A 25,593-nucleotide genomic window follows, 5' to 3' on the forward strand; every position below is an offset into this window, starting at 1 on the left:
AAATGGTTATGCCTGGAGACCACATCGATATGAACGTTGAGTTAATCACTCAAGTAGCAATGGATGAAGGATTAAGATTCGCTATCAGAGAAGGTGGAAGAACTGTAGGTTCAGGAGTTGTTACTTCTATAATCGAATAGTTTTAAATTCTTTTTAAATGTAAATTTTAAAATTAAAGCGCTTAACAATTGTGATCACAAAAATAGAAAGAGTAAGGGAACGCCTTTACTCTTTCTTTTTTTGTATTTTTGTAATGGATAATTATAATAGAAAATATTTATAATAGAAAAAGTTGATGTTATCTATATATTAATATAATATTATGAAAAAATCATTTATTATAGAAAAATTAGCCAATTTACTTTTAGGATATTAATATTTTCTGATTATATAAATTTAAGTTCTATAATTAAATTTTTAGTGAATTAGAGTTGAATTATCAAAAAGAATATGTATTTGTAGCTGGTATTAATTAATAATTTCTATTGTATAGATTATAGGAATATTTAATTTGATTTAATAAAAAATATAAATAAAAACTTAAAATAGACACAAAAAGTGTTTATAATGGAATGAATTGGTTAAATATATAGGATATAAGGTAAGAGAAACTAAAATTTCATCAAATATACTATTGAAAAAAATTTAAATTCGATATAAAATTATAACAGTTGAACGACAGGATTACTTCTAAAAACTTAAAAAATTTTTATAAAAAAATGGTTAAAAAAGATAAAAAAAAAGTCTTGATAAAGATTTATAAAGATAGTATAATAAAGAAGTTGTGTAGCATAACGCGATGAATCAAGAGGTTGCCGGACTTCCGGGTTATTCTTGAGGAGCAAGTCAGGATCTAGAATCCGACGGCAGGAATAGTAATTTATGTTCTTAGCTATGAAACACCAGGAACAGTTTACATAACTATTGCTGTTGTGCGTTAGAAGTAAAGCGTACATGAAAAGGAGGGAAACCAGAATGTCAAAACAAAAAATAAGAATCAGATTAAAGGCTTTTGATCACACTATATTAGATCAATCTGCTGAAAAAATCGTTGAAACAGCTAAATCAACAGGAGCTAAGGTTGCAGGTCCAGTACCACTACCTACTGAAAAAGATGTTGTTACAATATTAAGAGCTGTTCATAAGTACAAAGATTCAAGAGAACAATTCGAAATCAGAACACACAAGAGATTAATCGACATCGTTAATCCATCACCAAAAACTGTTGATGCATTAATGAGATTAAACTTACCTGCTGGTGTAGATATCGAAATAAAGCTATAATAGCTTAACTATTAAATAAACAGTTTGAACGGTTATGATTGCAAAAGCAATCCGCTAATACGTTTAGGAGGTGTAAATACATGAAAAAAGCTATAATCGGTAAGAAAATAGGGATGACTCAAATTTTCGATGAAAATGGAAAGGTAGTTCCTGTAACTGTAGTAGAAGCTGGACCATGTGTTGTTGTTCAAAAGAAGACTATCGAAAAGGATGGTTATGAAGCAATACAAGTTGGTTTCGGTGAAATAAGAGAAAAATTAGTTAATAAGCCAAGAAAAGGACACTTTGCTAAGGCTGGAGTATCTTTAAGAAGAACATTAAAAGAGTTTAGATTAGAAGATTGCAGCGCTTACGAAGTGGGTCAAGAAATCAAAGCTGATATATTTGCAGCTGGAGATAAAATTGACGTTTCAGGAGTTTCTAAAGGTAAGGGATTCCAAGGTGTTATTAAGAGATGGAATGCAAACAGAGGACCAATGTCACACGGTTCTAAGTTCCACAGAGCAGTAGGTTCAATGGGAGCTTCTTCTGATCCATCAAGAACATTCAAGAACAAAAACATGCCAGGACACATGGGAGCTGTTAACACTACAGTATTAAACTTAGAAGTTGTTAAAGTAATAGCTGAGAAGAACTTAATATTAGTTAAGGGTGGTATCCCAGGTGCTAACAAGAGCACAGTTGTAATAAGAAACGCTGTTAAAGCTTAATTTCTTTAGAAAGGAGGAGACAGAATGCCTACAGTAGGATTATTTAACAAAGAAGGAAATAAAATTGAAGATATTCAATTAAATGATAAAGTATTCGCTGTTGAAGTGAATGCAGATGCTATGCACCAAGTAGTTGTTGCATTATTAGCTAATAAGAGACAAGGAACTCAATCAGCTAAGACTAGAGCTGAGGTTAGAGGGGGCGGAATCAAGCCTTGGAGACAAAAGGGAACTGGTAGAGCTAGACAAGGATCAATCAGAGCACCACAATGGATCAAAGGTGGAGTTGTATTCGCACCAAAGCCAAGAGATTACAGAATGTCAATACCAAAATCAATGAGAAGAGTTGCTATGTTATCAGCATTAACTAGCAAAGTTCAAAATGATGAAATGGTAGTATTAGATAGCTTAACATTAGAAGCTCCTAAGACTAAGGAAATTGTTAAAATGTTAAATGCTTTCAATGCTAAGAAGACATTAATCGTTACTGCTGAAGCAAACGAAACAGTTTACAAATCAGCTAGAAACATAGAAGGAGTAGCAGTACTTCCAGTTAACAACATCAACGTTTATGATTTATTAAAACACTCAAAAGTAATCATGACTAAGGATGCTGTATCAAAGATTGAGGAGGTGTACGCATAATGAAGTTAACAAGCCACGATATAATCAGAAAACCAGTTATAACTGAAAAGTCAATGGCTGCAATGGCAGAAAAGAAGTACACTTTCATAGTTCATATGAGCGCTAACAAAGTTCAAATAAAGAAAGCGGTTGAAGAAGTTTTCGGCGTTAAAGTTGAAAAAGTTCAAACAATAAGAACTATGGGAAAAACTAAGAGAATGGGCGTACATGTTGGTAAGATAGCTGACCAAAAGAAAGCTATAATCACATTAGCTCAAGATAGCAAAGGTATTGAATTCTTCGAAGGAATGCAATAATATTAAAGCGAAGTATTGGTAAAAATACCAGATAAGCTTAAAGAAGGAGGGAATTAGCATGGCAGTTAAAAAGTTTAGACCTACTACACCATCAAGAAGACAAATGACAATGGCAAGTTTTGAAGAAATAACTACAAACAGCCCAGAGAAATCACTTCTTGTTTCTTTAAAGAAAACTGGTGGTAGAAATGCTCAAGGTAAAATAACTGTAAGACACCACGGTGGTGGAGCTAAGAGAAAATACAGAATAATAGATTTCAAGAGAAATAAGGATGGTATTCCAGCAAAAGTTGCTACAATAGAATACGATCCAAACAGAACAGCATACATTGCTTTAGTAGTATATGCTGATGGTGAAAAGAGATACATTCTTGCACCAGTAGGATTAAAGGTTGGAGATACAATTGTATCTGGACCAGAAGCTGATATCAAAGTTGGTAATGCAAAAGCATTAAAAGATATGCCAGTTGGTACAGTTGTTCACAACATAGAATTACAAGCTGGTAAAGGTGGCCAAATGGTTAGATCAGCAGGTACTTCTGCTCAATTAATGGCTAAAGAAGGTAACTATGCAACATTAAGATTACCTTCAGGTGAAATGAGATATGTAAGAATCGAATGTAGAGCTACAATCGGTACAGTTTCTAACACTACTAACGATATCATCAACATTGGTAAAGCTGGTAGAAAGAGACACATGGGATGGAGACCTACAGTTAGAGGTTCTGTAATGAACCCTTGCGATCACCCTCATGGTGGTGGTGAAGGTAGATCACCAATCGGTAGACCAAGTCCAGTTACTCCATGGGGTAAACCAGCACTTGGATACAAGACTAGAAAGAATAAGAAGTATTCTGATAGATTCATAATAAAGAGAAGAAATAGTAAGTAATTGAAGAGAATTAATTCTCTTCAGGCTTACTGGGCCTAGAGATTATGAAGGGAGGCAAATTATAGTGAGTAGATCAATAAAAAAGGGACCTTTCGTACATGAAGGACTTTTAAAGAAGATAGAAGAAATGAATGCTAATGGTGAAAATAAGGTTGTTAAGACTTGGTCAAGATCATCAACAATTTTCCCACAAATGATTGGTCATACAATCGCTGTTCATGATGGTAGAAAACACGTTCCAGTATATGTGAGCGAAGATATGGTAGGACACAAATTAGGAGAATTTGCTCTTACTAGAACATACAGAGGACACGATTACGACGAAAAAGCATCAAGAAAAAGAAAGTAATCTGGGAAAGGAGGAACACCAATGGAAGCTAGAGCTATAGCTAAATATGTTAGAATGTCTCCAATGAAAGTAGGAGTTGTTCTTGATTTAATAAGAGGAAAAAACGTTAACGAGGCTTTCGCTATATTACAATATACTCCAAAGGATGCTGCAGTTGTTATAAACAAAGTTTTAAAATCAGCTGTTGCAAATGCAGAGAACAATCATGACTTAAATGTTGAAAACTTATATGTTGCTGAAACATTCGTAGGTGCTGGTCCAACTTTAAAGAGATTCAGACCAATGGACCACGGAAAGGCGTTCAGAATCAATAAGAGAACAAGTCATATAACAGTAGTAGTTAAAGAAAGAGCTTAGTAAGAAGGAGGGAAAAACAAGTGGGTCAAAAAGTACATCCTCACGGACTTAGAGTTGGAGTTATCAAAGGTTGGGATGCAAAATGGTATGCTGATAAGAGAACATTTGCAGATAACTTAATCGAAGATAACAAAATAAGAGAATTCGTAAAGAAAGAACTTTTCTCAGCTGGTATCGCTAAGATTGAAATTGAAAGATCAGCTAAAAGAGTTAAGTTAAATATATATACTGCTAAACCAGGTGTTGTTATCGGTAAAGGTGGTGCAGGAATCGAAGCTTTAAAAGCTAAGGTTGCTAAATTAGTAAACGGAAAGAACATTTTAATAAACATAGTTGAAGTTAAGAATGCTGAAGCAAACGCTCAATTAGTTGCTGAAAACATTGCTGCTCAATTAGAAAAAAGAGTTTCTTTCAGAAGAGCTATGAAACAAAGCATCCAAAGAGCTATGAAATTAGGAGCTAAGGGTGTTAAAACAGCTTGTTCAGGAAGATTAGGCGGAGCTGAAATCGCTAGAACTGAACAATATCATGAAGGAACAATTCCACTACAAACATTAAGAGCTGATATCGACTATGGATTTGCTGAAGCAGATACAACATACGGTAAAATCGGAGTTAAAGTTTGGGTTTATAATGGAGAAGTTCTTCCAACTAAAAAAGTTGAAAAGAAGGAAGAAGTTAACGCGTAAGAAAGGAGGAATATAATCATGTTAATGCCTAAAAGAGTTAAGCATCGTAAGGTACAACGTGGTAGAATGAAAGGAAAAGCTACTAGAGGTAATTTCCTTGCATACGGAGATTTTGGTATCCAAGCGCAAACTTGTGGATGGATAACAAGTAACCAAATAGAATCTGCCAGAATAGCAATTAACAGATACATTAGAAGAGGAGGAAAACTTTGGATAAAAGTATTCCCAGATAAGCCAGTTACTGAAAAACCAGCTGAAACAAGAATGGGTTCTGGTAAAGGTTCACCAGAATACTGGGTAGCTGTAGTTAAACCTGGTAGAGTATTATTCGAATTATCAGGAGTTAACGAAGAAGTTGCAAGAGAAGCAATGAGACTTGCATCACACAAACTTCCTGTAAAGTGTAAATTCGTTACAAGAAGAGATTTTGAGGAAATGGGTGGTGAAGAATAATGAAGGCTAGAGAATTAAAAGATTTAAGAGCAAATAATCCTCAAGATTTAGTTGCTAAGTTAGGAGAATTAAAAGCTGAATTATTCAACTTAAGATTCCAATTAGCTACAGGACAATTAGAAAATCCTATGAGAATAAGAGAAGTAAAGAAATCTATAGCCCAAATCAAAACCATCATTAGAGAAGAAGAGATCAGGGCATTTGAACAGTAAATCTGGAAGGAGGTAGCCCCTAATGGAAAGAGGATTAAGAAAGAAGAAAATCGGTAGAGTTGTTTCTGATAAAATGGATAAAACTATCGTAGTTGCTGTTGAAACTAAGGTAAGACATCCACTATATGGAAAAACTATGAATAGAACTACTAAATTCAAGGCTCATGACGAAAACAATGAAGCTAACATGAATGATAGAGTATTAATAATGGAAACTAGACCATTATCTAAAGATAAGAGATGGAGACTTGTTGAAATAGTTGAAAGAGCTAAATAAGCTTTTAAAGACTGAAAGGAGGGTAAATTTCAATGATACAACAACAAACCTTATTAAAGGTAGCAGATAACTCAGGTGCTAAAGAAATCATGTGTATCAGAGTTTTAGGCGGATCAAAGAGAAAGTTCGGTAACATTGGAGATACAATAGTAGCTAGCGTTAAAAGTGCAACACCAGGCGGAGTTGTTAAAAAAGGTGACGTTGTAAAGGCTGTTATTGTTAGATCAGTAAGAGGATTAAGAAGAGCTGACGGTTCATACATCAAATTTGATGAGAACGCTGCTGTTATAATAAAGGAAGATAAGCAACCAAGAGGAACTCGTATCTTCGGACCAGTTGCTAGGGAGCTAAGAGATAAGGAATTTAATAAAATATTATCATTAGCACCAGAAGTTCTATAATAGAGGAGGTGGCTAATTTGAAGTTACACGTTAAAAAGAACGACACAGTAGTAGTTATTTCTGGTAAAGATGCTGGAAAGACTGGTGAAGTTTTAAAGGTATACCCAAAAACAGGAAAAGTTCTTGTTCAAGGAGTTAACATAGTAAAGAAACACCAAAAGCCAACTAGAGCAAACGCTCAAGGTGGAATAATAGAAAAAGAAGGAGCTATATACAGCTCAAAAGTTATGTTATACTGCACAAAATGCAAAAATGCTACAAGAATTAGCAGTAAAATCTTAGAAGATGGTACTAAGGTTAGAGTTTGTAAGAAGTGTGGAGAAACATTCTAAAATCTGAAAGGAGGTACTAATTATGACACCAAGACTTCAAGAGAAGTACACAAATGAAGTAATTCAAGCTATGACAGAAAAGTTCGGATACAAAAACATAATGGAAGTTCCAAAGCTTGAAAAAATCGTTATAAATATGGGAGTTGGAGAAGCTAAGGATAACCAAAAGATTTTAGAATCTGCGGTTGCTGATTTACAACTTATCTCAGGACAAAAGCCAATCTTAACTAGAGCAAAGAAATCAGTTGCTAACTTTAAGATAAGAGAGAATATGGCATTAGGATGTAAAGTTACATTAAGAGGAGCAAAGATGTTTGAATTTGCTGATAAGCTAATGTCTATAGCTCTTCCAAGAGTTAGAGACTTCAGAGGGGTTTCTGATAGAGCATTTGATGGAAGAGGAAATTATTCTTTAGGAATTAAAGAACAATTAATATTCCCAGAAATAGAATACGATAAAATCGATAAGGTTAGAGGAATGGATATCATCTTCGTTACAACTGCAAAAACTGACGAAGAAGCAAGAGAATTATTAAGATTCCTTGGAATGCCATTCGCTCAATAATAAGGAGGGAAAACTGTGGCACGTAAAGCTATTATTGAAAAGTGGAGCAAAGCTCCTAAATATAAAACAAGAGCTTATACAAGATGCAGAATATGTGGAAGACCACATGCAGTATTAAGAAAGTTTGGTATTTGCCGTATATGCTTTAGAGAACTTGCTTACAAAGGTGAAATTCCTGGTTGTAAGAAGGCAAGCTGGTAAACCTAACGACTGAAAGGAGGCAAATTAAATGGTTATGACAGATCCTATCGCAGATTTACTAACTCGTATTAGAAATGCGAATGCTGTAAGACACGAAGTAGTAGAAGTTCCTTCTTCAAACGTAAAGAAGGCTGTTGCAAATATATTATTACAAGAGGGATACATCAAAAATATTGAAGAATACAATGACGGTGTTGTTCCAATGATGAGATTATCTCTTAAATACGGTTCTAACAAAGAAAGAGTTATAACTGGAATTAAGAGAATATCAAAGCCAGGTTTAAGAGTATACTGTAAGAAAGATGAAGTTCCAAGAGTTCTTAATGGATTAGGAATCGCTGTAATTTCAACTTCAAAAGGTATAGTTGTAGACAGAGAAGCTAGAAAATTAGGCTTAGGTGGAGAAGTTGTTTGCTACGTTTGGTAGTAACTAATTTTGAAAATTAACTAGATTAACATATAAATCTAACAAGTAATACAGGAGGTGCGGTTATGTCAAGAGTAGGTAGATTACCAATAGCTATCCCTGCTGGTGTTACAGTAACAGTTTCTGAAGACAACGTTGTTACTGTAAAAGGACCTAAAGGGCAATTAGTTAAAGCTATGGACAAAGACATGAATATAGCAGTTGAAGACAACCAAGTTGTTGTTACAAGACCTAGTGACGTTAAAGAGCACAGAGCTCTTCACGGTTTAACTAGAGCATTAATCAACAACATGATCATAGGAGTTGAAAAGGGATACCAAAAGACTCTAGAATTAATCGGTGTTGGTTACAGAGCTCAATTACAAGGAAAGAAACTTGTAATGAACTTAGGATATTCACACCCAGTTGAAATAGAACCAGCTGAAGGAATTACTTTCGAAACTCCAGCAGCTACAAAGGTAGTTGTATCAGGAATCGATAAGCAATTAGTTGGTGCTGCTGCTGCTGATATCAGAAAGTGGAGAAAACCTGAACCATATAAGGGTAAAGGAATTAAGTTCGAAGGCGAAGTTATCAGACGTAAAGAAGGTAAAACTGGTAAGAAATAATTAGGAAGGAGTGAACCTTATGTTCAAGAAGGCAGACAAAAAAGCAAGTAGAGCAAAGCGTCACCTTAGAGTACGTAAGAAAATTTCTGGTACTCCTGAAAGACCAAGACTTTCAGTTTACAGAAGTGAAAAAAATATATATGCTCAAATCATAGATGATATAAATGCTGTTACTTTAGTATCTGCTTCAACATTAGATAAAGATGTTGACGTTAAAGTAGGCGGAAACAAAGAAGCTGCTAAATTAGTTGGTGAACTAGTTGCTAAGAGAGCTTTAGATAAAGGTATTACTGAAGTTGTATTTGACAGAGGTGGATACGTATATCACGGAAGAGTTCAAACATTAGCAGAAAGCGCTAGAGAAGCAGGCTTAAAATTCTAATAAAACAAGGAGGGAAATCAATGAGAATCGATCCTAGCACACTAGACCTTAAGGAAAAGGTTGTTTTTATAAACAGAGTTACTAAGGTTGTTAAGGGTGGTAGAAACTTCAGATTCAGCGCTTTAGTTGTTGTTGGTGATGAGAACGGACACGTAGGCGTAGGAATGGGTAAGTCAATCGAAATCCCAGAAGCAATTAAAAAAGGTATCGAAGACGCTAAGAAAAACATGGTTAGCGTTGCTATAGTTGGAACAACAGTTCCTCATGAAATATATGGTAAGTTTGGAACTGGTAAAGTTTTAATAATGCCAGCTAAAGAAGGTACAGGAGTTATCGCTGGTGGACCAGCAAGAGCTGTACTTGAATTAGCAGGATTAAAGGACGTTAGAGCTAAGTCTTTAGGTTCAAACAATCCAAGAAACATGGTAAATGCTACAATCAACGGTTTAGCAAGCTTAAGAACAGCTGAAGATATAGCTAAGTTAAGAGGCAAAACTGTAGAAGAAATATTAGGTTAGGAGGTATACGCAATGGCAAAGATAAAGGTTACTTTAGTTAAAAGCTTAATAGGCAGAAAGAAAGACCATATCGCTACTGCAAATGCTCTTGGTCTAAGAAAGATTAACAAAACTGTAGAGCATGAGGATACTCCTCAAATCAGAGGTATGATCAACAAAGTTGACTACTTATTAAAAGTAGAAGAAGTATAATAAAGAGGAGGTGCACTAAGATATGAAACTTCATGAATTAAAGCCAGCAGCTGGTAGCAAAAAAGCTCCTAAGAGAGTTGGTAGAGGTACTGGTTCAGGTTTAGGAAGAAACGCTGGTAAAGGTGAAAAAGGACAAAAAGCTAGATCAGGCGGTGGAGTTAGACCAGGATTTGAAGGTGGTCAAATGCCATTATATAGAAGACTTCCTAAGAGAGGATTCACTAATATCTTCGCTAAGAAAATTGTTTCTATCAACGTTGATAGATTAAACATATTCGAAAACGGCACAGTAGTAACTCCAGAATTATTACTTGAAACAAGAGTAATATCTAAAGTTTTAGACGGAGTTAAGATATTAGGAAACGGAACATTAGAAAAGAGCCTAACTGTACAAGGATGCAAGATGTCTAAGGCAGCGGCTGAAAAGATAGAAGCAGCTGGAGGAAAAGTTGAGGTGATGTAATATGCTATCAACCCTACGTAATGCCTGGAAGGTTCCGGAACTAAGAAAAAGATTTTTATGGACGATATTTTTAGTAGCAATTTTCAGGATAGGAATACATATTCCAGTTCCTGGAATTGATACTAGTTATTTAAGCTCAATGACTAACTCTGGTGGGTTGCTTGGGTTTTACAATTTAATATCAGGAGGAGCTTTAAGTAAATTTAGTATATTTGCATTAAGTGTTTCACCTTATATTAATGCATCAATCATAATGCAATTATTAACAATTGCAATTCCATCTTTAGAACAACTTTCTAAAGAAGGTGAAGAAGGTAGAAAGAAAATTCAATCTATTACAAGATATGCTTCTATAGCAATCGGATTTGTATTAGCAATTGGAATTTACTCAATGATTGCAGCACAAGGTGCAGCAAGCGGATTAGGAACAGCTCAAAAAGTTGTAGTACTAATTTCATTAGTTGTAGGATCTACTTTCTGTATGTGGCTTGGTGACCAAATAACTCAAAAAGGATTTGGAAATGGAGTTTCAATATTAATATTCGTTAATATAGTATCTCAATTACCTACAACTTTAATGTCATTATTTACATTAAAAGAAGCAGGTGAAATTTCTATAATAGAAATAGGATTATTCTTAATTGGTGCATTAGCACTATTAGCAGTTACAATTTACTTCTCATTAGCAGAGAGAAGAGTGCCTATCCAATATGCTGGTAAGGCAGTAGGTGCTAAGGTTATGAAGGGTCAATCCACTCATATACCATTAAGTATAATAGGATCAGCAGTTATCGCAATAATATTTGCAATGTCTGTAATGATGTTCCCTGAAACAATAGCTAATTTCTTCCCTGATAAGGGTTGGTCTAAATGGATATTAGAAAGTCCATATAGTATTTTTAATAAAAATACATGGATGTATCCAGTTTGTTATGCTGTATTAACAGTATTCTTTACTTGGTTCTATACTCAAATAACATTTAAACCAGATGAAATGGCTGAAAATCTTCATAAGTCTGCAGGCTTTGTACCAGGTGTAAGACCAGGTGAAGCTACAGAGAAGTATTTTGAAAGAGTACTTACAAAAGTATCTCTAATCGGGGGATTATTTGCAGCATTACTAGCTGTTACTCCAATATTAATTAGTAATTATACAGCTTTAAGTGGAATTCAATTTGGTGGAACGTCATTATTAATATTAATTGGAGTTGGTTTAGATTTTTCTAGACAATTAGATTCACAATTAGTTATGAGACACTATCAAGGATTCTTAAAATAGATTTTATAATGGAGATGATGCCCGTGAAGATAGTATTATTAGGTCCTCCTGGGGCTGGAAAAGGAACACAGGCAAAATCAATTAGTAATAGATACTCTATACCACATATTTCTACTGGGGATATCTTTAGAAAGAATATTTCAGAAGAAACCCCTTTAGGAATAGAAGCTAAGCAATATATTGATAATGGTCAATTAGTACCAGATGAAGTAACTATTAATATGGTTAAAGATAGACTAACATGGGAAGACTGTGAAAATGGTTATCTATTAGATGGTTTCCCAAGAACTGTTGCTCAAGCAGAAGCTCTACAAGAGTTTTTAGATTCAAGAAATGAAAACTTAGATACAGCTTTATGTATCGAAGTACCTAGCAGTTTCATACTTGAAAGAATGACAGGAAGAAGAGTTTGTTTATCATGCGGAGCTAGTTATCATATCAAGTTTAATCCACCAGCTGTTGATGGAGTTTGCGATGTTTGTGGTAATAACATTATCCAAAGAAAAGATGATGTTGAAGAAACAGTAAAAGAGAGATTAGATGTCTATGAAAGACAAACACAACCACTGATTGATTTTTATAAAGAGAAAAACTTACTTTCCACAGTAGATGGAACAAAAGCTATTAATGAAGTATTCGAAGGTATCTGTGATATATTAGGGAGTGCAAACTAATGATTACTATCAAAAATGATAAAGAAATCGACCTAATGAGGATTGCAGGAAGAATTGTAGCAGAAACTCTACTACTTGTTGAAAAAAAAGTTAAACCAGGAATAACTACTGCTGAATTAGATAGGATAGCAGAAGAATTTATAACTAAGCATGGGGCGATACCTTCATTTAAAGGGCTCTATGGATTTCCTGCTTCACTATGTATATCTGTTAATGAGCAAGTAGTTCATGGAATACCAGGAGGGTATGTATTAAAAGAGGGAGATATAGTTAGTGTAGATTGTGGAGCACATATTAATGGGTTTCATGGTGATGCAGCAAGAACATTTGCTGTAGGTAATATTTCAGAACAAGCGAATAAACTTATAAAAGTTACTGAAGAATCTTTCTTTAAAGGTTTGGAATTTGCTAAAGTAGGAAATAGACTAACTGATATTTCGCATGAAATACAACGCTATGTTGAGGCTTCAGGTTTCTCAGTTGTAAGAGATTTCGTAGGTCACGGGATAGGAAGAAGTGTCCATGAGGATCCAGAAATTCCTAACTTCGGAAGACCAGGCCGAGGTCCAAAATTAGTTACTGGTATGACTTTAGCTATAGAACCTATGGTTAATATGGGAACATATAGAGTAGCTACTTTAGGTGATGATTGGACAGTAGTCTCAGCAGATAAGAGCCTTTCGGCTCACTACGAAAACACTGTTGTAATTTTACCAGATGGACCGGAGATATTAACACTGATTAAATAAGTGTTGCTTAGTTATAAATTCGCATGATACCAAAAGGTGGCTTGTAGATTTATGGCTAAGGTAATCATCGAGGTGAAAGAAATTTGCAAAACAATGACTTAATTGGGAAAATTATTCTTTCAAAATGCGGAAGAGATAAAGATCATTATTACGTTATTGTTGATAAAGTTGATGATGATTATTACCTTCTAAGTAATGGAAGTAATAAGACAATTCAGATGCCTAAGAAGAAAAAGATAAAACATTTTATTGTTTTAGAAAATGTAGATGATGAGATTAAAGCATCAATTATATTAAAGGATAAAGGTACTGATTTAAAAATTAAAAGATTTCTAAAACTAAAAGGCATTGTTAAGGAGGGTTGATTACCTTATGTCAAAAGATGATGTAATAGAAATGCAAGGTGTAGTCTTAGAGGCTTTACCAAATGCAATGTTTCAAGTTGAGTTAGAAAGTGGTCATAAAATTTTAGCTCACATATCAGGAAAATTAAGAATGAACTTCATAAGAATTCTACCTGGAGATAAGGTTACTATAGAGCTTTCTCCATATGACCTAACAAGAGGAAGAATTACTTGGAGAGCAAAATAAGGTAAAAAAGTTTACCATAAATTACACAAGGAGGGTTAGCGATGAAAGTAAGACCATCAGTTAAGCCTATTTGCGAAAAGTGCAAGATTATAAGAAGAAAAGGAAGAGTAATGGTAATCTGTGAAAATCCTAAGCACAAGCAAAAACAAGGCTAATATAATTTAATATTAGGCAGAATAATTTACAAATATTAATATGTTGACTTTTTTTTGAAAGTTCAATATTATTATATAGGCGTTTAAATCAGCTTATTAATTTTAGGTACGGCTGACGATAGGTTTTTAACTTATTGACCTAAGATTTTAATATAAATTTACCAAAAGCAAAAATAAAAAATTGCATTTCAATAAACAGGAGGTGTAAGTTCAATGGCAAGAATAGCAGGAGTTGACCTACCAAAGGAAAAAAGAGTTGAAATAGGTCTAACATATATATACGGAGTTGGTTTATCTACTTCTCAAAAGATATTAGCTACTACTGGAATTAATCCAGATACTAGAATTAAGGATCTTACTGAGGATGAAGTAAATGAAATCAGAAACTATGTAAACAAGAACTTAATGGTTGAAGGTGACTTAAGAAGAGATGTTGCTTTAAACATTAAGAGATTAGTTGAAATAGGTTGTTACAGAGGAATCAGACATAGAAAAGGTCTTCCAGTTAGAGGGCAAAAAACTAAAACTAACGCTAGAACTAGAAAAGGTCCTAAGAAGACTATCGCAAATAAGAAGAAGTAGTGAGGAGGGATTTCGATGGCTCAAAAAGTCAAAAAGACTACTAGAAGAAGAAAAGAAAGAAAGAATGTTGAGCATGGTGCTGCACACATCCAATCAACTTTCAATAACTCAATAGTTACTTTAACTGATGCGGCTGGAAATGCTTTATCATGGTCAAGTGCTGGAGCTTTAGGTTTCAGAGGTTCAAGAAAGAGCACACCATTTGCATCTCAAATGGCAGCAGAAACTGCAGCTAAAGCAGCTATGGAACACGGTTTAAAGAGTATAGAAGTATACGTTAAAGGACCAGGTGCTGGTAGAGAAGCGGCTATAAGATCATTACAAGCTGCAGGTTTAGAAGTAACTCTAATTAAAGACGTTACTCCAATTCCACACAACGGATGTAGACCACCGAAGAGAAGAAGAGTCTAATTATATTTAAATTCAACAGGAGGTGTAACGAATGGCAAGATATACTGGAGCTACATGTAGATTATGTAGAAGAGAAGGTCAAAAGCTATTCCTTAAGGGAGATAGATGTTATACAGATAAATGTGCTTTCGTAAGAAGAAGCTATGCACCAGGACAACATGGAGCAGCTAAGAAGAAGTTATCTAACTACGGAGTACAATTAAGAGAAAAGCAAAAAGCTAGAAGAATATACGGTGTTTTAGAAGGTCAATTCAGAACTTACTATGAAAAGGCTGACCACATGAAGGGAATCACTGGTGAAAACTTATTAATGTTACTAGAAATGAGATTAGATAACGTTGCGTACAGATTAGGATACGGTGCTTCAAGAAACGAAGCTAGACAATTAGTTACTCATGGTCATTTCTTAGTAAATGGTAAGAAAGTTGATATTCCATCATACAAGGTATCAGTTAACGATGTAATATCTGTTTGTGAAAAGAGCAGAGGAAGTGAAAAGTTCAAGACTTTCGTAGAAAATCCAAAGACATTACCAAAATGGTTAGAAGCTAATGTTGAAAACTATGAAGGTAAAGTAGTTGCTGCGCCAGCTAGAGAAGACATTGACGTACCAGTTAACGAAACTCTAATTGTCGAATTATACAGCAAATAATAAATTAATATTTTTAATATTAAGATATTATACTAGATTATTAAATGGAATCAGTTGCCCTCGTAATAAGGTTGCCATTTTATATACAAGGAGGGTTTGTACATGTTAGAAATAGAAAAGCCAATAATTGAGTGTATAGAATCAAATGAAGATGGTACATATGGTAAATATGTAGTTGAACCATTAGAAAGAGGATATGGTATTACACTTGGAAATGCGATGAGAAGAATTCTTTTATCATCACTTCCAGGTGTAGCTACTACATCAATTAAAATTGATGGAGTGCTTCATGAATTCTCAACTGTACAAGGAGTTAAAGAAGATGTTACTGAATTAATTCTTAACATTAAATCTTTAGCACTTACAATGGAAGGCGAAGGTCCACAAACTATTTATATAGATGCAAAGGGACCTGGAGTTGTTACAGGTGCAGACATTAAGACTGATGGAAGTGTTGAAGTTATAAACAAAGATTTACACATAGCAACTCTTGATGAAAATGGAAGACTGTATATGGAATTAACAGTTAATAGAGGAAGAGGATATGTTACTCAAAATAAAAATAAGAGTGATTCATTACCACTTTCAGCAATAGCTATTGATTCTATCTACACTCCGGTTAAGAGAGTTAACTTTACTGTTGACAATACTAGAGTTGGTCAAATCACTGATTATGATAAATTAACACTTGAGATTTGGACTAATGGAACTATTAAAATAGATGAAGCTATAAGTTTATCAGCTAAGATTTTAATAGAGCACTTCAAATTGTTCATGTCATTAGGCGTTGCGACTAATGATGTTGAAATTATGATTGAAAAAGAAGAAGATAAAAAGGAAAAAGTCCTAGAAATGACTGTTGAAGAACTAGACCTTTCAGTTAGATCTTATAACTGCTTAAAGAGAGCTGGAATTAATACAGTTCAAGAACTTGCTGGTAAATCAATGGATGACATGATGAAGGTAAGAAATCTAGGAAAGAAATCCTTAGAAGAAGTTGAAAGAAAGCTTAAGGAATTAGGTTTAGCCTTAAAACTAAGCGACGAGTAGGGAGGTAAATCCATGGCAGGTTATCGTAAGTTAGGTCTTTCTACAGACCAAAGAAGAGCTATGTTAAGAAGTCTTGTTACTAGCTTCTTAAAGCATGGTAGAATTGAAACTACTGAAACTAGAGCTAAAGAAGCTAGATCTATAGCTGAAAAGATGATTACTCTTGCAAAAAGAGGAGATCTTCACGCTAGAAGACAAGTTTTAGCTTACGTTTTAGAAGAAGATGTAGTTAAGACATTATTTGATGAAATCGCTCCAAAGTACGCTGAAAGAAACGGCGGATACACTAGAATGATCAAAAAGGGTCCTAGAAGAGGAGACGGAGCTGAAGTTGTTATACTTGAATTAGTATAATTTCACTCTGGGGATTAAGTTTAACTTAATCCCCATTTTTGTATACAAAAACATAAAAATATTTATTAAATACTTTTTTATTTCAAAATATAAGAAGATAGTGTCTTAATTGAAATACTTGTAATTAATTGATGCTTATATATAATTAAGTTATGGAAATTTATATAAAATTTATATAACTTAATTATATAATTTAATAATGCTACTAAAGGAGGGATATATATGGAGAAAATGATAGAGTGTAAAAATGTAGTATTCAAATATTCTACAGGTGAAGAAGGAATAGAAAAATTAGCTATAGATGGATTAAATCTAGAGGTTAGCAAAGGTGAATTTTTAGTAATATTAGGACATAACGGATCAGGAAAATCAACAGTAGCAAAGCATATGAATGCGTTATTAACTCCTACTGAGGGAACTGTTATAGTTAATGGATTAGATACAGCAAATGAAAATAATATATGGGATATAAGATCTACGGCTGGAATGGTATTTCAAAATCCAGATAATCAATTAGTAGCTACTATAGTGGAAGAAGATGTAGCATTTGGACCAGAAAATTTAGGTATTCCACCACAAGAAATAAGACAACGAGTTAATGATGCATTAGAAAAGGTTGGAATGAGTGAATATAAAAGACATGCGCCTCATTTGTTATCTGGTGGTCAAAAACAAAGAATAGCTATTGCAGGAATATTAGCAATGAAGCCTAAATGCATAATTTTTGATGAACCTACAGCTATGCTTGATCCATCAGGAAGAAAAGAAGTAATTAATAGTATTAAGGATTTAAATAAAAATCATGGAATAACTGTGATATTAATAACTCACTATATGGATGAAGCGGCAGAGGCTGATAGAGTTATAGTAATGGATAAGGGAAAAGCTATTATTGAAGGAGTTCCACGTGATGTTTTTTCACAGGTTGAAACTATGAAAAAAATAGGCTTAGATGTTCCTCAGGTAACAGAAATATGTTATGAGCTTAGAAAAGCGGGGATAGATATAGATACTAAAATTTTAAATGTGAATGAGATGGTGAGTGCATTATGTCAATTAAAATAGAAAATTTAACGCATGTATATATGCCTAAAACACCTTTTGAAAAAAAAGCATTAGACCATGTAAACTTAGTTATTGAAGATGGAGAGTTTTTGGCTTTAATAGGGCATACAGGATCAGGAAAATCAACTTTAATACAACACTTAAATGGATTATTAGAACCTACTTCAGGTAGAATTCTAGTTGATGATATTGATCTTACTAATAAAGAAACTAAACTTACTGATATAAGAAAAAAAATAGGTTTAGTATTTCAGTATCCAGAATATCAATTATTTGAAGAAACAATTGAAAAAGACATAGCATTTGGACCTAATAATTTAGGGCTAAGTAAAGAAATGGTTTCTGAAAGAGTTAAAAAGTCTATGGAGATGGTAGGATTAGATTATGAAACATATAAAGATGTTTCACCATTTGATTTAAGTGGAGGACAAAAGAGAAGAGTTGCTATAGCAGGTGTTATTGCAATGGAACCAAAGGTTTTAATATTAGATGAACCTACAGCAGGATTAGATCCTAAGGGTAGAGATGATATTTTAGAACAAATAAAAATACTTCATGAAAAATATAAAATGACAATTGTATTGGTTAGTCATAGTATGGAGGATGTTGGAAAGCTAGCTGAAAAAATAATTGTTATGAATAAAGGTAAAGTTGCCTTAATGGGTAAACCAGCAGAGATTTTCAAAGAAGTTGAAATATTAGAAGAGATAGGTCTAGGAGTGCCACAAGTAACTTATTTAATGAGAGCCTTAAAAGAAAAAGGGTTTAATGTTTCTGATGAAGTATTTACAGTTGAAGAGGGTAGTAAGGAGCTATTAAGAGTGTTATTAAAAAAATAATATAATAAATATTTTTAATAATATTATTTTGTTAATTGTATAAATTTGTTTATATAAAAAATATATGAAAGAGAGAAGTTTTAAATGATTAAAGATATAACTATAGGTCAATATATACCAGGTGAATCTTTTATACATAAACTAGATCCAAGAACAAAAATATTAATTTCATTTTTATTTATAATAAGTTTATTTATTATTGATAAATTTATCGGTTATATATTTGTTGTAGCATTTTTAGCCTTGGTAGTTTATATTGCAAAAATATCTCCAAGATATCTTTATAAAGGATTGAAACCTGTATTTTTATTAATAGCATTAACAGCTATATTAAATATTTTTATGCTTAGAGAGGGTAGACTGATTTTTCATCTTGGATTTATAAAAATTTATGAATCAGGAATAAGAACTGCATTTTTTATGGCAATAAGATTAATACTTCTTATAATGGGAACTTCAGTTTTAACATTAACAACATCTCCTATAGAATTAACAGATGGAATAGAAAGACTATTAAAGCCTATTGGAAAAGAAATTGCACATGAATTAGCTATGATGATGACAATAGCACTAAGATTTATACCTACTCTTATAGATGAAACTGATAAGATAATGAAGGCACAAAAGGCGAGAGGTGCTGATTTTGAAACAGGTGGACTGATTCAAAAAGCAAAAAGCTTAATACCGCTACTAGTACCGTTATTTATTAGTTCTTTTAGAAGGGCAGATGAGCTTGCAATGGCTATGGAGGCAAGATGCTATAGAGGGGGAGCTGGCAGAACTAGAATGAAGGTTTTAAAGTTCACTTCTAAAGATTTTATTGCATTTGGAGTTTTTGCTTTATTATTTGCAAGTACTCTTATAGTTAGATTTGCAATTTAATAATTTGAATTAAAAAGGTGATAAGTTGAATAATATAAAGTTAACTTTAGAATATGATGGAACTAATTATTATGGTTGGCAAAAACAAAAGGGAATGAAAACAATACAAGGAGAGATAGAAGATGCTCTCCTTCTTGTTACTAAGGAACAATGTGAAGTAACAGGAAGCTCTAGAACGGATGCTGGAGTTCATGCAAAGGGTTTTGTTGCTAACTTTAAAACTAATAGCAATGTGCCTCCAGAAAGGTTTAGAGAGGCATTAAATATCAAGTTACCTAATGATATAGTTGTAATTAAATCCGAAAAGGTAGAAGCAGATTTTCATGCAAGATATTGTGCTAAAGGTAAGACATATGAATATTACATATTAAATGATCAGGCTCCTTCAGCATTGATGAGAAACCAAGTATATCATTATAAATATGACTTAAATATTGAGGAAATGAAAAAAGGTGCAAAACAATTTATTGGAACACATGATTTTGCTGCATTTAAAACACAAGGAAGTTCAGTAAAAGGAAGTATAAGAACTATTTTTGATATAAAAGTAGAGAAGATAGAAAAAATTATAAAGATTTCTGTAAGTGGTGATGGTTTTTTATATAATATGGTTAGAATAATAGTTGGGACCTTAATAAATGTTGGAAGAGGAAAGATTCCTGCTAGTTCTATATCAGATATAATAGCAAAAAAAGATAGGACATTAGCTGGTGATTGTGTTCCACCTAATGGATTATTACTAAAAGAAGTATATTATTAAAAATTTTTAATAAAAATTGTTGACACGCCCGTAAGCGTGTATTATAATTTAATTTGTTTGTTAGAATAATTTATGTACGAAAGGCCACGAGCCCCGAGGTCTTGACATAAATGTTATACATATGAGGTATAACGATAAATGTAAGTTCAGGGAGGGAAAAACATGAAATCATACATTGCAAAAGCACAAGAAGTTGAAAGAAAATGGTATGTTGTTGATGCTGCTGGTAAGCCACTAGGAAGAGTTGCTAGCCAAGTTGCTTCAATATTAAGAGGAAAGAATAAGCCAACATTTACACCAAATGTTGACTGCGGAGATTTCGTAATAGTTATCAATGCTGAAAAAGTTGTTTTAACTGGTAAGAAGTTAGATCAAAAAATGATGAGAAAGCACAGCTTATATCCAGGTGGATTAAAAGAAACTCCATATAGAGAAGTATTAGCTAAGAAACCTGAGTTCGCTTTCGAAGAAGCTGTTAGAAGAATGCTTCCAACAGGAGTATTAGGAAGAAAAATGCTTAAGAAGTTAAAAGTATACCAAGGTGCTGAGCACGAACATGCAGCTCAACAACCAGAAGTACTTGAATTAAAGTACTAATACAGGCTCGGGAGGAGGAATAAAAAATGGCAAAAGTTCAATACATGGGTACTGGAAGAAGAAAAAAATCAGTTGCAAGAGTTAGACTTGTACCAGGAAACGGTAAAGTTGTTATCAATAACAGAGAAATCGAAAATTTCTTTGGTTTAGAAACTTTAAGAATGATCGTTAACCAACCATTAGTTTTAACAGGAACTAAGGATAAATTTGATGTATTAGTTAACGTTCACGGTGGTGGGTTCACAGGTCAAGCTGGAGCTATCAGACACGGAATAACAAGAGCTTTAATTAAATCAGATGAAAACTTAAAATCTGAATTAAAGAAAGCTGGTTTCGTAACAAGAGACCCAAGAATGAAAGAAAGAAAGAAATACGGTCTTAAGAAAGCAAGAAGAGCTCCACAATTCTCTAAGAGATAGTTTGGATTTTCAAGCAAAAAGACGTATCAAAAGCTTTGGAATATTTATTCCAAAGCTTTTTTTATAGAAATAAAATTAAAAATAAAAGTGTATAAAATTTACATATACCATATTTAAATGAAAAAATATGTTAAATATATGTTAAAAAAATGTTTAAATATATTAACAAATGTTAAATTTTATTGTAAACTTAACGAGGGAAAAGTTTTATAAAATATACAAGAGTGAAGGAGAATAAATCTTGGATACGTTGATGACAATAATCAAGTTATTAGGTGGATTAGGACTATTTATCTACGGAATGAAGCTAATGGGTGATGGTCTAGAAAATGCCGCAGGAGAAGGATTAAAGAATATTCTAGAAAAAGTAACTAAAAATCCTGTAATTGCAGTAATTGTGGGTGCAGTAGTTACTATGGTTATTCAAAGTAGTAGTGCTACAACTGTAATGGTAGTTGGATTTGTTAATGCAGGATTGATGAATTTAGCTCAAGCAGCTGGAATTATAATGGGTGCTAATATAGGAACAACTATTACAGCACAATTAGTTGCATTTAAATTAGATGAAATAGCGCCAGTTTTCGTTTTTGTTGGTGCTATGATGGTAATGTTCGTAAAAGGTAAGAAGAGAAGAGAGATAGGTAATATAATATTAGGGTTTGGTATATTATTTGTTGGTATGGGAACAATGAGTGCTGCAATGAAACCATTAACAACACTACCTATGTTCCAAGAAATACTTACAACAGTAGGACAACATTGGTATTTAGGAGTAATAGCAGGGGCTTTAATTACAGCATTATTACAAAGCTCATCAGCTACTACTGGTATATTAGTAGCATTAGCTACTGCAGGAGCATTAAATATTAATCAAGCATTACCAATAATTATGGGATGTAATATTGGTACTTGTATAACAGCGATGCTTGCAACAGTAGGTACAAATAAAACTGCACATAGAGCAGCAATGTTACATTTAATATTTAATGTTGTTGGTACATTAATATTTTTACCAATAATAATACCAGGCTTTTTAGGTGAGTTTGTTTCATATTTTACAGGGGATGTAAAGAGACAAATAGCTAATGCACATACAATATTTAATGTAGTTAATACATTAATAATGGTACCTTTAATTCCTGTATTATGTAAAATTGTAGAAAAAATAATACCTGGTGAAGATGATGAGAAGATAGGACCTAAATATATTGATGATAGATTATTAGAAACTCCAGTAATTGCAGCTGGACAAGTGGTAAAAGAAACTATAAGAATGGCTAATAAAGCTAAGTTAAGTTTAGAGTTAGCAATGGATGCATTCATGAAAAATGATGAAGGCTTAGCTGAAAAAGTTTACCAAAATGAAGAAGTAATTAATAATCTTGAGGAATGTATAACTACATATTTAGTTAAGCTTTCTAAATGTGAATTATCAGATAAGGAAAAGAATATAGTAGCATCTACATTCCATATAGTAACTGACATAGAAAGAATAGGGGATCATGCTGAAAACCTTGCTGATTTAACTATTCAAAAAATAAATAAAAAATTGCAATATAGTGAAGAGGCTATTAGTGAAATAACTAATATGTATCAAACTACACTAAAGGCATTAGATGTATCAATTGATAGTTATGCTGATAGAGATATCGTTAAAGCTAATGAAATAGCTAATATTGAAGCAGAGATAGATAAACAACATAAGAGATATAGAGACCTACATATTAAAAGATTACATGAGGGTACTTGTAATGCTTATGCAGGAGCAGTATTCTTAGACTTATTGAGTAATTTAGAGAGAATAGGAGATCATTCTACAAATATAGCTGAAATAGTTGTTGAGAATAATTCATAAAAGAGAAGTCCAAAAGGGCTTCTTTTTTTGAACTTTATAAATAGTAACAAATATATAAGTATAATAAGCTTGAAAGTTAAACATAATAAAAGTGATATTAAAATAATGGAGGATATGTCATGAAGAAAGTAATTGTTGCTATTATTACATGTCTACTTATTATTACTTATATAGTGCCAGTTAATACATTTGCCTTGGATAACTCGGATAAAGTCATTTTGATTGATCCTGGACATGGGGGAATTGATGGTGGAGCCCAATCTAAGACAGGAACTATAGAAAAGGATATAAATTTGCAAATTGCATTAAAGCTAAGAGATAAGCTTGAAAAAAGTGGATACAATGTATATATGACAAGAGATGAGGATGAAGGTCTTTATCAAAAAGGTAATACTGTTAGGGAGAAGAAGAGAGAAGACTTAAATAGAAGAGTTGAAATGAAAAAAGAAACAGAATGTGATATATTTGTTTCAATTCATCAAAATATGTTTCCGCAAAGTAAATGTTATGGTGCACAGGTTTGGTATGCTTCAAATGACAATAGTTATAATTTAGCTACTGTAGTTCAAGATTCAATAAAAGAATCTGTTAAGGATAATAATAAAAGAGTAGCAAAGCCAGCGGCTGAAGCATATTTAATTTTAAGGGATAAATATGAAGGTGCTTCAATATTAGTAGAATGTGGTTTTTTATCAAATCCAGACGAAGAAGTTAAATTAAAAAGTGATGAGCATCAAAATTTGATAGTTGAAGGAATATCAAATGGAATTGATAAGTATTTTGATGGTGATGTAAATAAAAATGTAGAATCATAGTAATTTCCAGGGAAATAGATAGAATAAATTAAAAGCCGACTTAAGTCGGCTTTTAATTTATAGAGTAATATATAATCTTATTGTTGTAAAAAATGTAATAAAATTATAAACTAAACTTAGAAAAGTAAAAAGGGGGATTACAAATGAGAGAAATACATATATCAGAAATTATTAGTACAGTAAGGGATTTATGTATAGAATCAAATTATTATTTATCAAGTGATGTAAAGAAATCTTTATGTAAGGCTAAAGAAAATGAAACATGGCCATTAGCAGAAAATGTTTTAGATCAAATAATATTAAACTCTGATATTGCTAAAAAAGAAGATATGCCAATATGTCAAGATACAGGTATGGCATGTGTGTTTGTTGAAGTTGGACAAGAAGTGCATATAGTTGGTGGACTATTACAAGATGCTATTAATGAAGGGGTTAGAAAAGGATATGATGAAGGTTTTTTAAGAAAATCAGTAGTTAAAGATCCAATTAATAGAGTTAATACAAAGGATAATACACCTGCTGTTATTTATTATGATATAGTACCAGGTGATAAGATTAAGGTTACAGTAGCACCAAAAGGGTTTGGTTCTGAAAATATGAGCAGGATAAAGATGCTTAAACCTTCTGATGGATTACAGGGAGTAAAAGATTTTATAATTGAAACTGTAAAGTTAGCTGGACCTAATCCATGTCCTCCAATAGTTATTGGGGTTGGAATTGGAGGTACATTTGATAAAGCAGCTTATTTGGCTAAGAAAGCTTTAATTAGGCCTTTAAATAAAAGAAATAATGGGAAATTTTATAGTGATTTAGAAGAGGAATTATTAGAAACTATAAATAAATTAGGAATAGGACCACAAGGTTTTGGTGGAAAAACAACTGCCTTGGGATTAAATATAGAAACATATCCAACTCATATTGCTGGATTGCCTCTTGCAGTTAATATTAATTGTCATGCTACAAGACATAAGGAAAGAGAGATATAAGGGGGATATGAGATGATTAAAAGTATAAATACACCTTTAACTGAAGATATCACAACAGGATTGAGAGCTGGAGATAGTATTTTATTAACAGGAACAATATATACGGCTAGAGATGCTGCTCATGGTAGATTAATTAATTTATTAAATGAGGGAAAAGATCTTCCTATAAATTTGAAAGATGAAATTATATATTATGTTGGGCCTACTCCAGAAAAAGAAGGACAGGTTATAGGATCAGCTGGGCCAACAACTAGTTATAGAATGGATAGTTATGCGCCGAGACTTTTAGACTTAGGGTTAAAGGGAATGATAGGTAAGGGAGCTAGAAATGAAGAAGTAATAGATGCAATTAAAAGAAATAAGGCAATCTATTTTGGCGCAATAGGAGGGGCTGGAGCCTTAATAAGTAAGTGTATAACTTCATGTCAAGTAATTGCATATGATGATTTAGGGGCTGAAGCTATAAGAAAGTTAGAAGTAAAAGAGATGCCTTTAGTTGTTATTATTGATACTGAAGGAAATAATTTATATGAAATAGGAAAAAATGAATATTTAAGCAGTAAATAAAAAAGCGGAAAAATCCGCTTTTTTATTTAGAAAGTTTCTATTTTAACTTTTAATTTAT

The 25,593-nt window shown here is 32.9% G+C and carries 42 protein-coding genes and 1 pseudogene; all 43 read left to right on the forward strand.

Features of this window, described 5'->3' with window-relative positions; all coding sequences use genetic code 11:
- A pseudogene (gene tuf, locus Q0Y03_RS01905) lies at positions 1 to 140 on the forward strand (elongation factor Tu); the annotation flags it as partial.
- Between the two features lie 835 nt (positions 141 to 975).
- Entirely contained in the window at positions 976 to 1,284 is a 309-nt protein-coding gene (gene rpsJ / locus Q0Y03_RS01910) for a 30S ribosomal protein S10 (RefSeq protein ID WP_021876938.1), read from the forward strand.
- 80 nt (positions 1,285 to 1,364) lie between these two features.
- Positions 1,365 to 1,994, forward strand: a complete 630-nt coding sequence (gene rplC, locus Q0Y03_RS01915) for a 50S ribosomal protein L3 (protein ID WP_133016291.1) — start codon at positions 1,365 to 1,367, stop codon at positions 1,992 to 1,994.
- 24 nt (positions 1,995 to 2,018) lie between these two features.
- Positions 2,019 to 2,639, forward strand: a complete 621-nt coding sequence (gene rplD / locus Q0Y03_RS01920; RefSeq protein WP_297712171.1) for a 50S ribosomal protein L4 — start codon at positions 2,019 to 2,021, stop codon at positions 2,637 to 2,639.
- The gene (gene rplW / locus Q0Y03_RS01925) at positions 2,639 to 2,935 is read left to right on the forward strand and encodes a 50S ribosomal protein L23 (RefSeq protein WP_297712172.1); all 297 of its coding nucleotides are present in this window, start codon (positions 2,639 to 2,641) and stop codon (positions 2,933 to 2,935) included. Before rplD ends, rplW begins: the two co-directional genes overlap by 1 nt.
- 58 nt (positions 2,936 to 2,993) lie before the next feature.
- On the forward strand, positions 2,994 to 3,827 hold the full coding sequence (gene rplB, locus Q0Y03_RS01930; protein WP_133016288.1) for a 50S ribosomal protein L2: 834 nt from the start codon (positions 2,994 to 2,996) through the stop codon (positions 3,825 to 3,827).
- Positions 3,828 to 3,891: 64 nt separating this feature from the next.
- Positions 3,892 to 4,176, forward strand: coding sequence for a 30S ribosomal protein S19 (gene rpsS, locus Q0Y03_RS01935; RefSeq protein ID WP_005212052.1), 285 nt, complete (start codon positions 3,892 to 3,894; stop codon positions 4,174 to 4,176).
- A gap of 21 nt (positions 4,177 to 4,197) precedes the next feature.
- A complete protein-coding gene (gene rplV / locus Q0Y03_RS01940; RefSeq protein ID WP_005212053.1) occupies positions 4,198 to 4,533 on the forward strand; it encodes a 50S ribosomal protein L22 in 336 nt (111 codons plus the stop codon).
- Positions 4,534 to 4,553: 20 nt separating this feature from the next.
- Positions 4,554 to 5,222 (forward strand): 30S ribosomal protein S3, encoded by a 669-nt coding sequence (gene rpsC / locus Q0Y03_RS01945; protein ID WP_042401527.1) that lies wholly within the window; start codon positions 4,554 to 4,556, stop codon positions 5,220 to 5,222.
- Positions 5,223 to 5,240: 18 nt separating this feature from the next.
- Entirely contained in the window at positions 5,241 to 5,675 is a 435-nt protein-coding gene (rplP, locus tag Q0Y03_RS01950) for a 50S ribosomal protein L16 (protein WP_040419026.1), read from the forward strand.
- Positions 5,675 to 5,887, forward strand: a complete 213-nt coding sequence (rpmC, locus tag Q0Y03_RS01955; protein WP_005212060.1) for a 50S ribosomal protein L29 — start codon at positions 5,675 to 5,677, stop codon at positions 5,885 to 5,887. Before rplP ends, rpmC begins: the two co-directional genes overlap by 1 nt.
- 22 nt (positions 5,888 to 5,909) lie before the next feature.
- On the forward strand, positions 5,910 to 6,164 hold the full coding sequence (gene rpsQ, locus Q0Y03_RS01960; RefSeq protein WP_005212062.1) for a 30S ribosomal protein S17: 255 nt from the start codon (positions 5,910 to 5,912) through the stop codon (positions 6,162 to 6,164).
- Positions 6,165 to 6,196: 32 nt separating this feature from the next.
- Positions 6,197 to 6,565 (forward strand): 50S ribosomal protein L14, encoded by a 369-nt coding sequence (rplN, locus tag Q0Y03_RS01965; protein ID WP_195468545.1) that lies wholly within the window; start codon positions 6,197 to 6,199, stop codon positions 6,563 to 6,565.
- A gap of 17 nt (positions 6,566 to 6,582) precedes the next feature.
- Positions 6,583 to 6,897, forward strand: coding sequence for a 50S ribosomal protein L24 (gene rplX / locus Q0Y03_RS01970; RefSeq protein WP_195468546.1), 315 nt, complete (start codon positions 6,583 to 6,585; stop codon positions 6,895 to 6,897).
- Between the two features lie 22 nt (positions 6,898 to 6,919).
- Complete coding sequence (rplE, locus tag Q0Y03_RS01975; protein WP_297712173.1) at positions 6,920 to 7,462, forward strand: 50S ribosomal protein L5; 543 nt, start codon at positions 6,920 to 6,922, stop codon at positions 7,460 to 7,462.
- 15 nt (positions 7,463 to 7,477) lie between these two features.
- Positions 7,478 to 7,663 (forward strand): type Z 30S ribosomal protein S14, encoded by a 186-nt coding sequence (locus Q0Y03_RS01980; protein ID WP_005212070.1) that lies wholly within the window; start codon positions 7,478 to 7,480, stop codon positions 7,661 to 7,663.
- A 28-nt stretch (positions 7,664 to 7,691) separates the two neighbouring features.
- A complete protein-coding gene (gene rpsH / locus Q0Y03_RS01985) occupies positions 7,692 to 8,090 on the forward strand; it encodes a 30S ribosomal protein S8 (RefSeq protein WP_005212071.1) in 399 nt (132 codons plus the stop codon).
- A gap of 65 nt (positions 8,091 to 8,155) precedes the next feature.
- Complete coding sequence (gene rplF, locus Q0Y03_RS01990; protein WP_133016284.1) at positions 8,156 to 8,698, forward strand: 50S ribosomal protein L6; 543 nt, start codon at positions 8,156 to 8,158, stop codon at positions 8,696 to 8,698.
- 19 nt (positions 8,699 to 8,717) lie between these two features.
- Positions 8,718 to 9,080 (forward strand): 50S ribosomal protein L18, encoded by a 363-nt coding sequence (gene rplR, locus Q0Y03_RS01995; RefSeq protein WP_291675676.1) that lies wholly within the window; start codon positions 8,718 to 8,720, stop codon positions 9,078 to 9,080.
- Between the two features lie 20 nt (positions 9,081 to 9,100).
- A complete protein-coding gene (gene rpsE / locus Q0Y03_RS02000) occupies positions 9,101 to 9,598 on the forward strand; it encodes a 30S ribosomal protein S5 (protein WP_032117040.1) in 498 nt (165 codons plus the stop codon).
- Between the two features lie 12 nt (positions 9,599 to 9,610).
- Positions 9,611 to 9,790, forward strand: a complete 180-nt coding sequence (rpmD, locus tag Q0Y03_RS02005) for a 50S ribosomal protein L30 (RefSeq protein ID WP_005212077.1) — start codon at positions 9,611 to 9,613, stop codon at positions 9,788 to 9,790.
- Positions 9,791 to 9,812: 22 nt separating this feature from the next.
- Positions 9,813 to 10,253: a 50S ribosomal protein L15 gene (gene rplO, locus Q0Y03_RS02010; RefSeq protein WP_148322887.1), complete on the forward strand. Its 441-nt coding sequence runs from the start codon at positions 9,813 to 9,815 to the stop codon at positions 10,251 to 10,253.
- A 1-nt stretch (position 10,254) separates the two neighbouring features.
- Complete coding sequence (gene secY / locus Q0Y03_RS02015; protein ID WP_297712174.1) at positions 10,255 to 11,532, forward strand: preprotein translocase subunit SecY; 1,278 nt, start codon at positions 10,255 to 10,257, stop codon at positions 11,530 to 11,532.
- Positions 11,533 to 11,555: 23 nt separating this feature from the next.
- Entirely contained in the window at positions 11,556 to 12,206 is a 651-nt protein-coding gene (locus tag Q0Y03_RS02020) for an adenylate kinase (protein WP_297712175.1), read from the forward strand.
- The gene (gene map, locus Q0Y03_RS02025; RefSeq protein WP_297712176.1) at positions 12,206 to 12,955 is read left to right on the forward strand and encodes a type I methionyl aminopeptidase; all 750 of its coding nucleotides are present in this window, start codon (positions 12,206 to 12,208) and stop codon (positions 12,953 to 12,955) included. Before Q0Y03_RS02020 ends, map begins: the two co-directional genes overlap by 1 nt.
- 83 nt (positions 12,956 to 13,038) lie before the next feature.
- Positions 13,039 to 13,320, forward strand: a complete 282-nt coding sequence (locus tag Q0Y03_RS02030) for a KOW domain-containing RNA-binding protein (RefSeq protein ID WP_297712177.1) — start codon at positions 13,039 to 13,041, stop codon at positions 13,318 to 13,320.
- Positions 13,321 to 13,327: 7 nt separating this feature from the next.
- Positions 13,328 to 13,546, forward strand: a complete 219-nt coding sequence (infA, locus tag Q0Y03_RS02035) for a translation initiation factor IF-1 (RefSeq protein WP_005212092.1) — start codon at positions 13,328 to 13,330, stop codon at positions 13,544 to 13,546.
- Between the two features lie 41 nt (positions 13,547 to 13,587).
- Positions 13,588 to 13,701 (forward strand): 50S ribosomal protein L36, encoded by a 114-nt coding sequence (rpmJ, locus tag Q0Y03_RS02040; RefSeq protein ID WP_003448032.1) that lies wholly within the window; start codon positions 13,588 to 13,590, stop codon positions 13,699 to 13,701.
- A 213-nt stretch (positions 13,702 to 13,914) separates the two neighbouring features.
- A complete protein-coding gene (rpsM, locus tag Q0Y03_RS02045; protein WP_042401482.1) occupies positions 13,915 to 14,283 on the forward strand; it encodes a 30S ribosomal protein S13 in 369 nt (122 codons plus the stop codon).
- Positions 14,284 to 14,298: 15 nt separating this feature from the next.
- Positions 14,299 to 14,694 (forward strand): 30S ribosomal protein S11, encoded by a 396-nt coding sequence (rpsK, locus tag Q0Y03_RS02050; protein WP_005212098.1) that lies wholly within the window; start codon positions 14,299 to 14,301, stop codon positions 14,692 to 14,694.
- 31 nt (positions 14,695 to 14,725) lie between these two features.
- Positions 14,726 to 15,346 carry a 30S ribosomal protein S4 gene (gene rpsD / locus Q0Y03_RS02055; protein ID WP_297712178.1) on the forward strand — a complete coding sequence of 207 codons (621 nt, stop codon included), beginning with the start codon at positions 14,726 to 14,728 and terminating at the stop codon, positions 15,344 to 15,346.
- Between the two features lie 102 nt (positions 15,347 to 15,448).
- The gene (locus Q0Y03_RS02060) at positions 15,449 to 16,396 is read left to right on the forward strand and encodes a DNA-directed RNA polymerase subunit alpha (RefSeq protein ID WP_297712179.1); all 948 of its coding nucleotides are present in this window, start codon (positions 15,449 to 15,451) and stop codon (positions 16,394 to 16,396) included.
- Between the two features lie 12 nt (positions 16,397 to 16,408).
- Positions 16,409 to 16,750 carry a 50S ribosomal protein L17 gene (gene rplQ / locus Q0Y03_RS02065; RefSeq protein WP_042401475.1) on the forward strand — a complete coding sequence of 114 codons (342 nt, stop codon included), beginning with the start codon at positions 16,409 to 16,411 and terminating at the stop codon, positions 16,748 to 16,750.
- A gap of 222 nt (positions 16,751 to 16,972) precedes the next feature.
- Positions 16,973 to 17,815, forward strand: a complete 843-nt coding sequence (locus Q0Y03_RS02070) for an energy-coupling factor transporter ATPase (protein WP_297712180.1) — start codon at positions 16,973 to 16,975, stop codon at positions 17,813 to 17,815.
- Positions 17,800 to 18,654 carry an energy-coupling factor transporter ATPase gene (locus Q0Y03_RS02075; RefSeq protein ID WP_297712181.1) on the forward strand — a complete coding sequence of 285 codons (855 nt, stop codon included), beginning with the start codon at positions 17,800 to 17,802 and terminating at the stop codon, positions 18,652 to 18,654. The genes Q0Y03_RS02070 and Q0Y03_RS02075 overlap by 16 nt, the downstream gene beginning before the upstream one ends.
- An 84-nt stretch (positions 18,655 to 18,738) precedes the next feature.
- The gene (locus tag Q0Y03_RS02080) at positions 18,739 to 19,536 is read left to right on the forward strand and encodes an energy-coupling factor transporter transmembrane component T (RefSeq protein WP_297712182.1); all 798 of its coding nucleotides are present in this window, start codon (positions 18,739 to 18,741) and stop codon (positions 19,534 to 19,536) included.
- A 25-nt stretch (positions 19,537 to 19,561) separates the two neighbouring features.
- On the forward strand, positions 19,562 to 20,296 hold the full coding sequence (truA, locus tag Q0Y03_RS02085) for a tRNA pseudouridine(38-40) synthase TruA (RefSeq protein ID WP_297712183.1): 735 nt from the start codon (positions 19,562 to 19,564) through the stop codon (positions 20,294 to 20,296).
- Between the two features lie 162 nt (positions 20,297 to 20,458).
- A complete protein-coding gene (rplM, locus tag Q0Y03_RS02090) occupies positions 20,459 to 20,893 on the forward strand; it encodes a 50S ribosomal protein L13 (protein ID WP_042401459.1) in 435 nt (144 codons plus the stop codon).
- Positions 20,894 to 20,919: 26 nt separating this feature from the next.
- Positions 20,920 to 21,312, forward strand: a complete 393-nt coding sequence (gene rpsI, locus Q0Y03_RS02095) for a 30S ribosomal protein S9 (protein ID WP_133016271.1) — start codon at positions 20,920 to 20,922, stop codon at positions 21,310 to 21,312.
- Positions 21,313 to 21,553: 241 nt separating this feature from the next.
- The gene (locus Q0Y03_RS02100; protein ID WP_297712184.1) at positions 21,554 to 23,167 is read left to right on the forward strand and encodes a Na/Pi cotransporter family protein; all 1,614 of its coding nucleotides are present in this window, start codon (positions 21,554 to 21,556) and stop codon (positions 23,165 to 23,167) included.
- Positions 23,168 to 23,286: 119 nt separating this feature from the next.
- The gene (gene cwlD, locus Q0Y03_RS02105; RefSeq protein WP_297712185.1) at positions 23,287 to 23,982 is read left to right on the forward strand and encodes an N-acetylmuramoyl-L-alanine amidase CwlD; all 696 of its coding nucleotides are present in this window, start codon (positions 23,287 to 23,289) and stop codon (positions 23,980 to 23,982) included.
- Positions 23,983 to 24,125: 143 nt separating this feature from the next.
- Complete coding sequence (locus Q0Y03_RS02110) at positions 24,126 to 24,968, forward strand: fumarate hydratase (RefSeq protein WP_297712186.1); 843 nt, start codon at positions 24,126 to 24,128, stop codon at positions 24,966 to 24,968.
- A gap of 12 nt (positions 24,969 to 24,980) precedes the next feature.
- Complete coding sequence (locus Q0Y03_RS02115; RefSeq protein ID WP_297712187.1) at positions 24,981 to 25,535, forward strand: Fe-S-containing hydro-lyase; 555 nt, start codon at positions 24,981 to 24,983, stop codon at positions 25,533 to 25,535.
- Positions 25,536 to 25,593: the final 58 nt, after the last annotated feature.

Source organism: Clostridium sp., assembly GCF_026168755.1.
Taxonomy (GTDB): Bacteria; Bacillota; Clostridia; order Clostridiales; family Clostridiaceae; genus Clostridium.

What these genes read in the sequence shown, in the direction of transcription:
- rpsJ (WP_021876938.1), top strand. Translation starts at nt 976, where the DNA reads ATGTCAAAACAAAAAATAAGAATCAGATTAAAGGCTTTTGATCACACT.
- rplC (WP_133016291.1), top strand. Translation starts at nt 1,365, where the DNA reads ATGAAAAAAGCTATAATCGGTAAGAAAATAGGGATGACTCAAATTTTC.
- rplD (WP_297712171.1), top strand. Translation starts at nt 2,019, where the DNA reads ATGCCTACAGTAGGATTATTTAACAAAGAAGGAAATAAAATTGAAGAT.
- rplW (WP_297712172.1), top strand. Translation starts at nt 2,639, where the DNA reads ATGAAGTTAACAAGCCACGATATAATCAGAAAACCAGTTATAACTGAA.
- rplB (WP_133016288.1), top strand. Translation starts at nt 2,994, where the DNA reads ATGGCAGTTAAAAAGTTTAGACCTACTACACCATCAAGAAGACAAATG.
- rplV (WP_005212053.1), top strand. Translation starts at nt 4,198, where the DNA reads ATGGAAGCTAGAGCTATAGCTAAATATGTTAGAATGTCTCCAATGAAA.
- rplP (WP_040419026.1), top strand. Translation starts at nt 5,241, where the DNA reads ATGTTAATGCCTAAAAGAGTTAAGCATCGTAAGGTACAACGTGGTAGA.
- rpmC (WP_005212060.1), top strand. Translation starts at nt 5,675, where the DNA reads ATGAAGGCTAGAGAATTAAAAGATTTAAGAGCAAATAATCCTCAAGAT.
- rpsQ (WP_005212062.1), top strand. Translation starts at nt 5,910, where the DNA reads ATGGAAAGAGGATTAAGAAAGAAGAAAATCGGTAGAGTTGTTTCTGAT.
- rplN (WP_195468545.1), top strand. Translation starts at nt 6,197, where the DNA reads ATGATACAACAACAAACCTTATTAAAGGTAGCAGATAACTCAGGTGCT.
- rplE (WP_297712173.1), top strand. Translation starts at nt 6,920, where the DNA reads ATGACACCAAGACTTCAAGAGAAGTACACAAATGAAGTAATTCAAGCT.
- rpsH (WP_005212071.1), top strand. Translation starts at nt 7,692, where the DNA reads ATGGTTATGACAGATCCTATCGCAGATTTACTAACTCGTATTAGAAAT.
- rplF (WP_133016284.1), top strand. Translation starts at nt 8,156, where the DNA reads ATGTCAAGAGTAGGTAGATTACCAATAGCTATCCCTGCTGGTGTTACA.
- rplR (WP_291675676.1), top strand. Translation starts at nt 8,718, where the DNA reads ATGTTCAAGAAGGCAGACAAAAAAGCAAGTAGAGCAAAGCGTCACCTT.
- rpsE (WP_032117040.1), top strand. Translation starts at nt 9,101, where the DNA reads ATGAGAATCGATCCTAGCACACTAGACCTTAAGGAAAAGGTTGTTTTT.
- rpmD (WP_005212077.1), top strand. Translation starts at nt 9,611, where the DNA reads ATGGCAAAGATAAAGGTTACTTTAGTTAAAAGCTTAATAGGCAGAAAG.
- rplO (WP_148322887.1), top strand. Translation starts at nt 9,813, where the DNA reads ATGAAACTTCATGAATTAAAGCCAGCAGCTGGTAGCAAAAAAGCTCCT.
- secY (WP_297712174.1), top strand. Translation starts at nt 10,255, where the DNA reads ATGCTATCAACCCTACGTAATGCCTGGAAGGTTCCGGAACTAAGAAAA.
- map (WP_297712176.1), top strand. Translation starts at nt 12,206, where the DNA reads ATGATTACTATCAAAAATGATAAAGAAATCGACCTAATGAGGATTGCA.
- infA (WP_005212092.1), top strand. Translation starts at nt 13,328, where the DNA reads ATGTCAAAAGATGATGTAATAGAAATGCAAGGTGTAGTCTTAGAGGCT.
- rpmJ (WP_003448032.1), top strand. Translation starts at nt 13,588, where the DNA reads ATGAAAGTAAGACCATCAGTTAAGCCTATTTGCGAAAAGTGCAAGATT.
- rpsM (WP_042401482.1), top strand. Translation starts at nt 13,915, where the DNA reads ATGGCAAGAATAGCAGGAGTTGACCTACCAAAGGAAAAAAGAGTTGAA.
- rpsK (WP_005212098.1), top strand. Translation starts at nt 14,299, where the DNA reads ATGGCTCAAAAAGTCAAAAAGACTACTAGAAGAAGAAAAGAAAGAAAG.
- rpsD (WP_297712178.1), top strand. Translation starts at nt 14,726, where the DNA reads ATGGCAAGATATACTGGAGCTACATGTAGATTATGTAGAAGAGAAGGT.
- Q0Y03_RS02060 (WP_297712179.1), top strand. Translation starts at nt 15,449, where the DNA reads ATGTTAGAAATAGAAAAGCCAATAATTGAGTGTATAGAATCAAATGAA.
- rplQ (WP_042401475.1), top strand. Translation starts at nt 16,409, where the DNA reads ATGGCAGGTTATCGTAAGTTAGGTCTTTCTACAGACCAAAGAAGAGCT.
- Q0Y03_RS02070 (WP_297712180.1), top strand. Translation starts at nt 16,973, where the DNA reads ATGGAGAAAATGATAGAGTGTAAAAATGTAGTATTCAAATATTCTACA.
- Q0Y03_RS02075 (WP_297712181.1), top strand. Translation starts at nt 17,800, where the DNA reads ATGTCAATTAAAATAGAAAATTTAACGCATGTATATATGCCTAAAACA.
- Q0Y03_RS02080 (WP_297712182.1), top strand. Translation starts at nt 18,739, where the DNA reads ATGATTAAAGATATAACTATAGGTCAATATATACCAGGTGAATCTTTT.
- rplM (WP_042401459.1), top strand. Translation starts at nt 20,459, where the DNA reads ATGAAATCATACATTGCAAAAGCACAAGAAGTTGAAAGAAAATGGTAT.
- rpsI (WP_133016271.1), top strand. Translation starts at nt 20,920, where the DNA reads ATGGCAAAAGTTCAATACATGGGTACTGGAAGAAGAAAAAAATCAGTT.
- cwlD (WP_297712185.1), top strand. Translation starts at nt 23,287, where the DNA reads ATGAAGAAAGTAATTGTTGCTATTATTACATGTCTACTTATTATTACT.
- Q0Y03_RS02110 (WP_297712186.1), top strand. Translation starts at nt 24,126, where the DNA reads ATGAGAGAAATACATATATCAGAAATTATTAGTACAGTAAGGGATTTA.
- Q0Y03_RS02115 (WP_297712187.1), top strand. Translation starts at nt 24,981, where the DNA reads ATGATTAAAAGTATAAATACACCTTTAACTGAAGATATCACAACAGGA.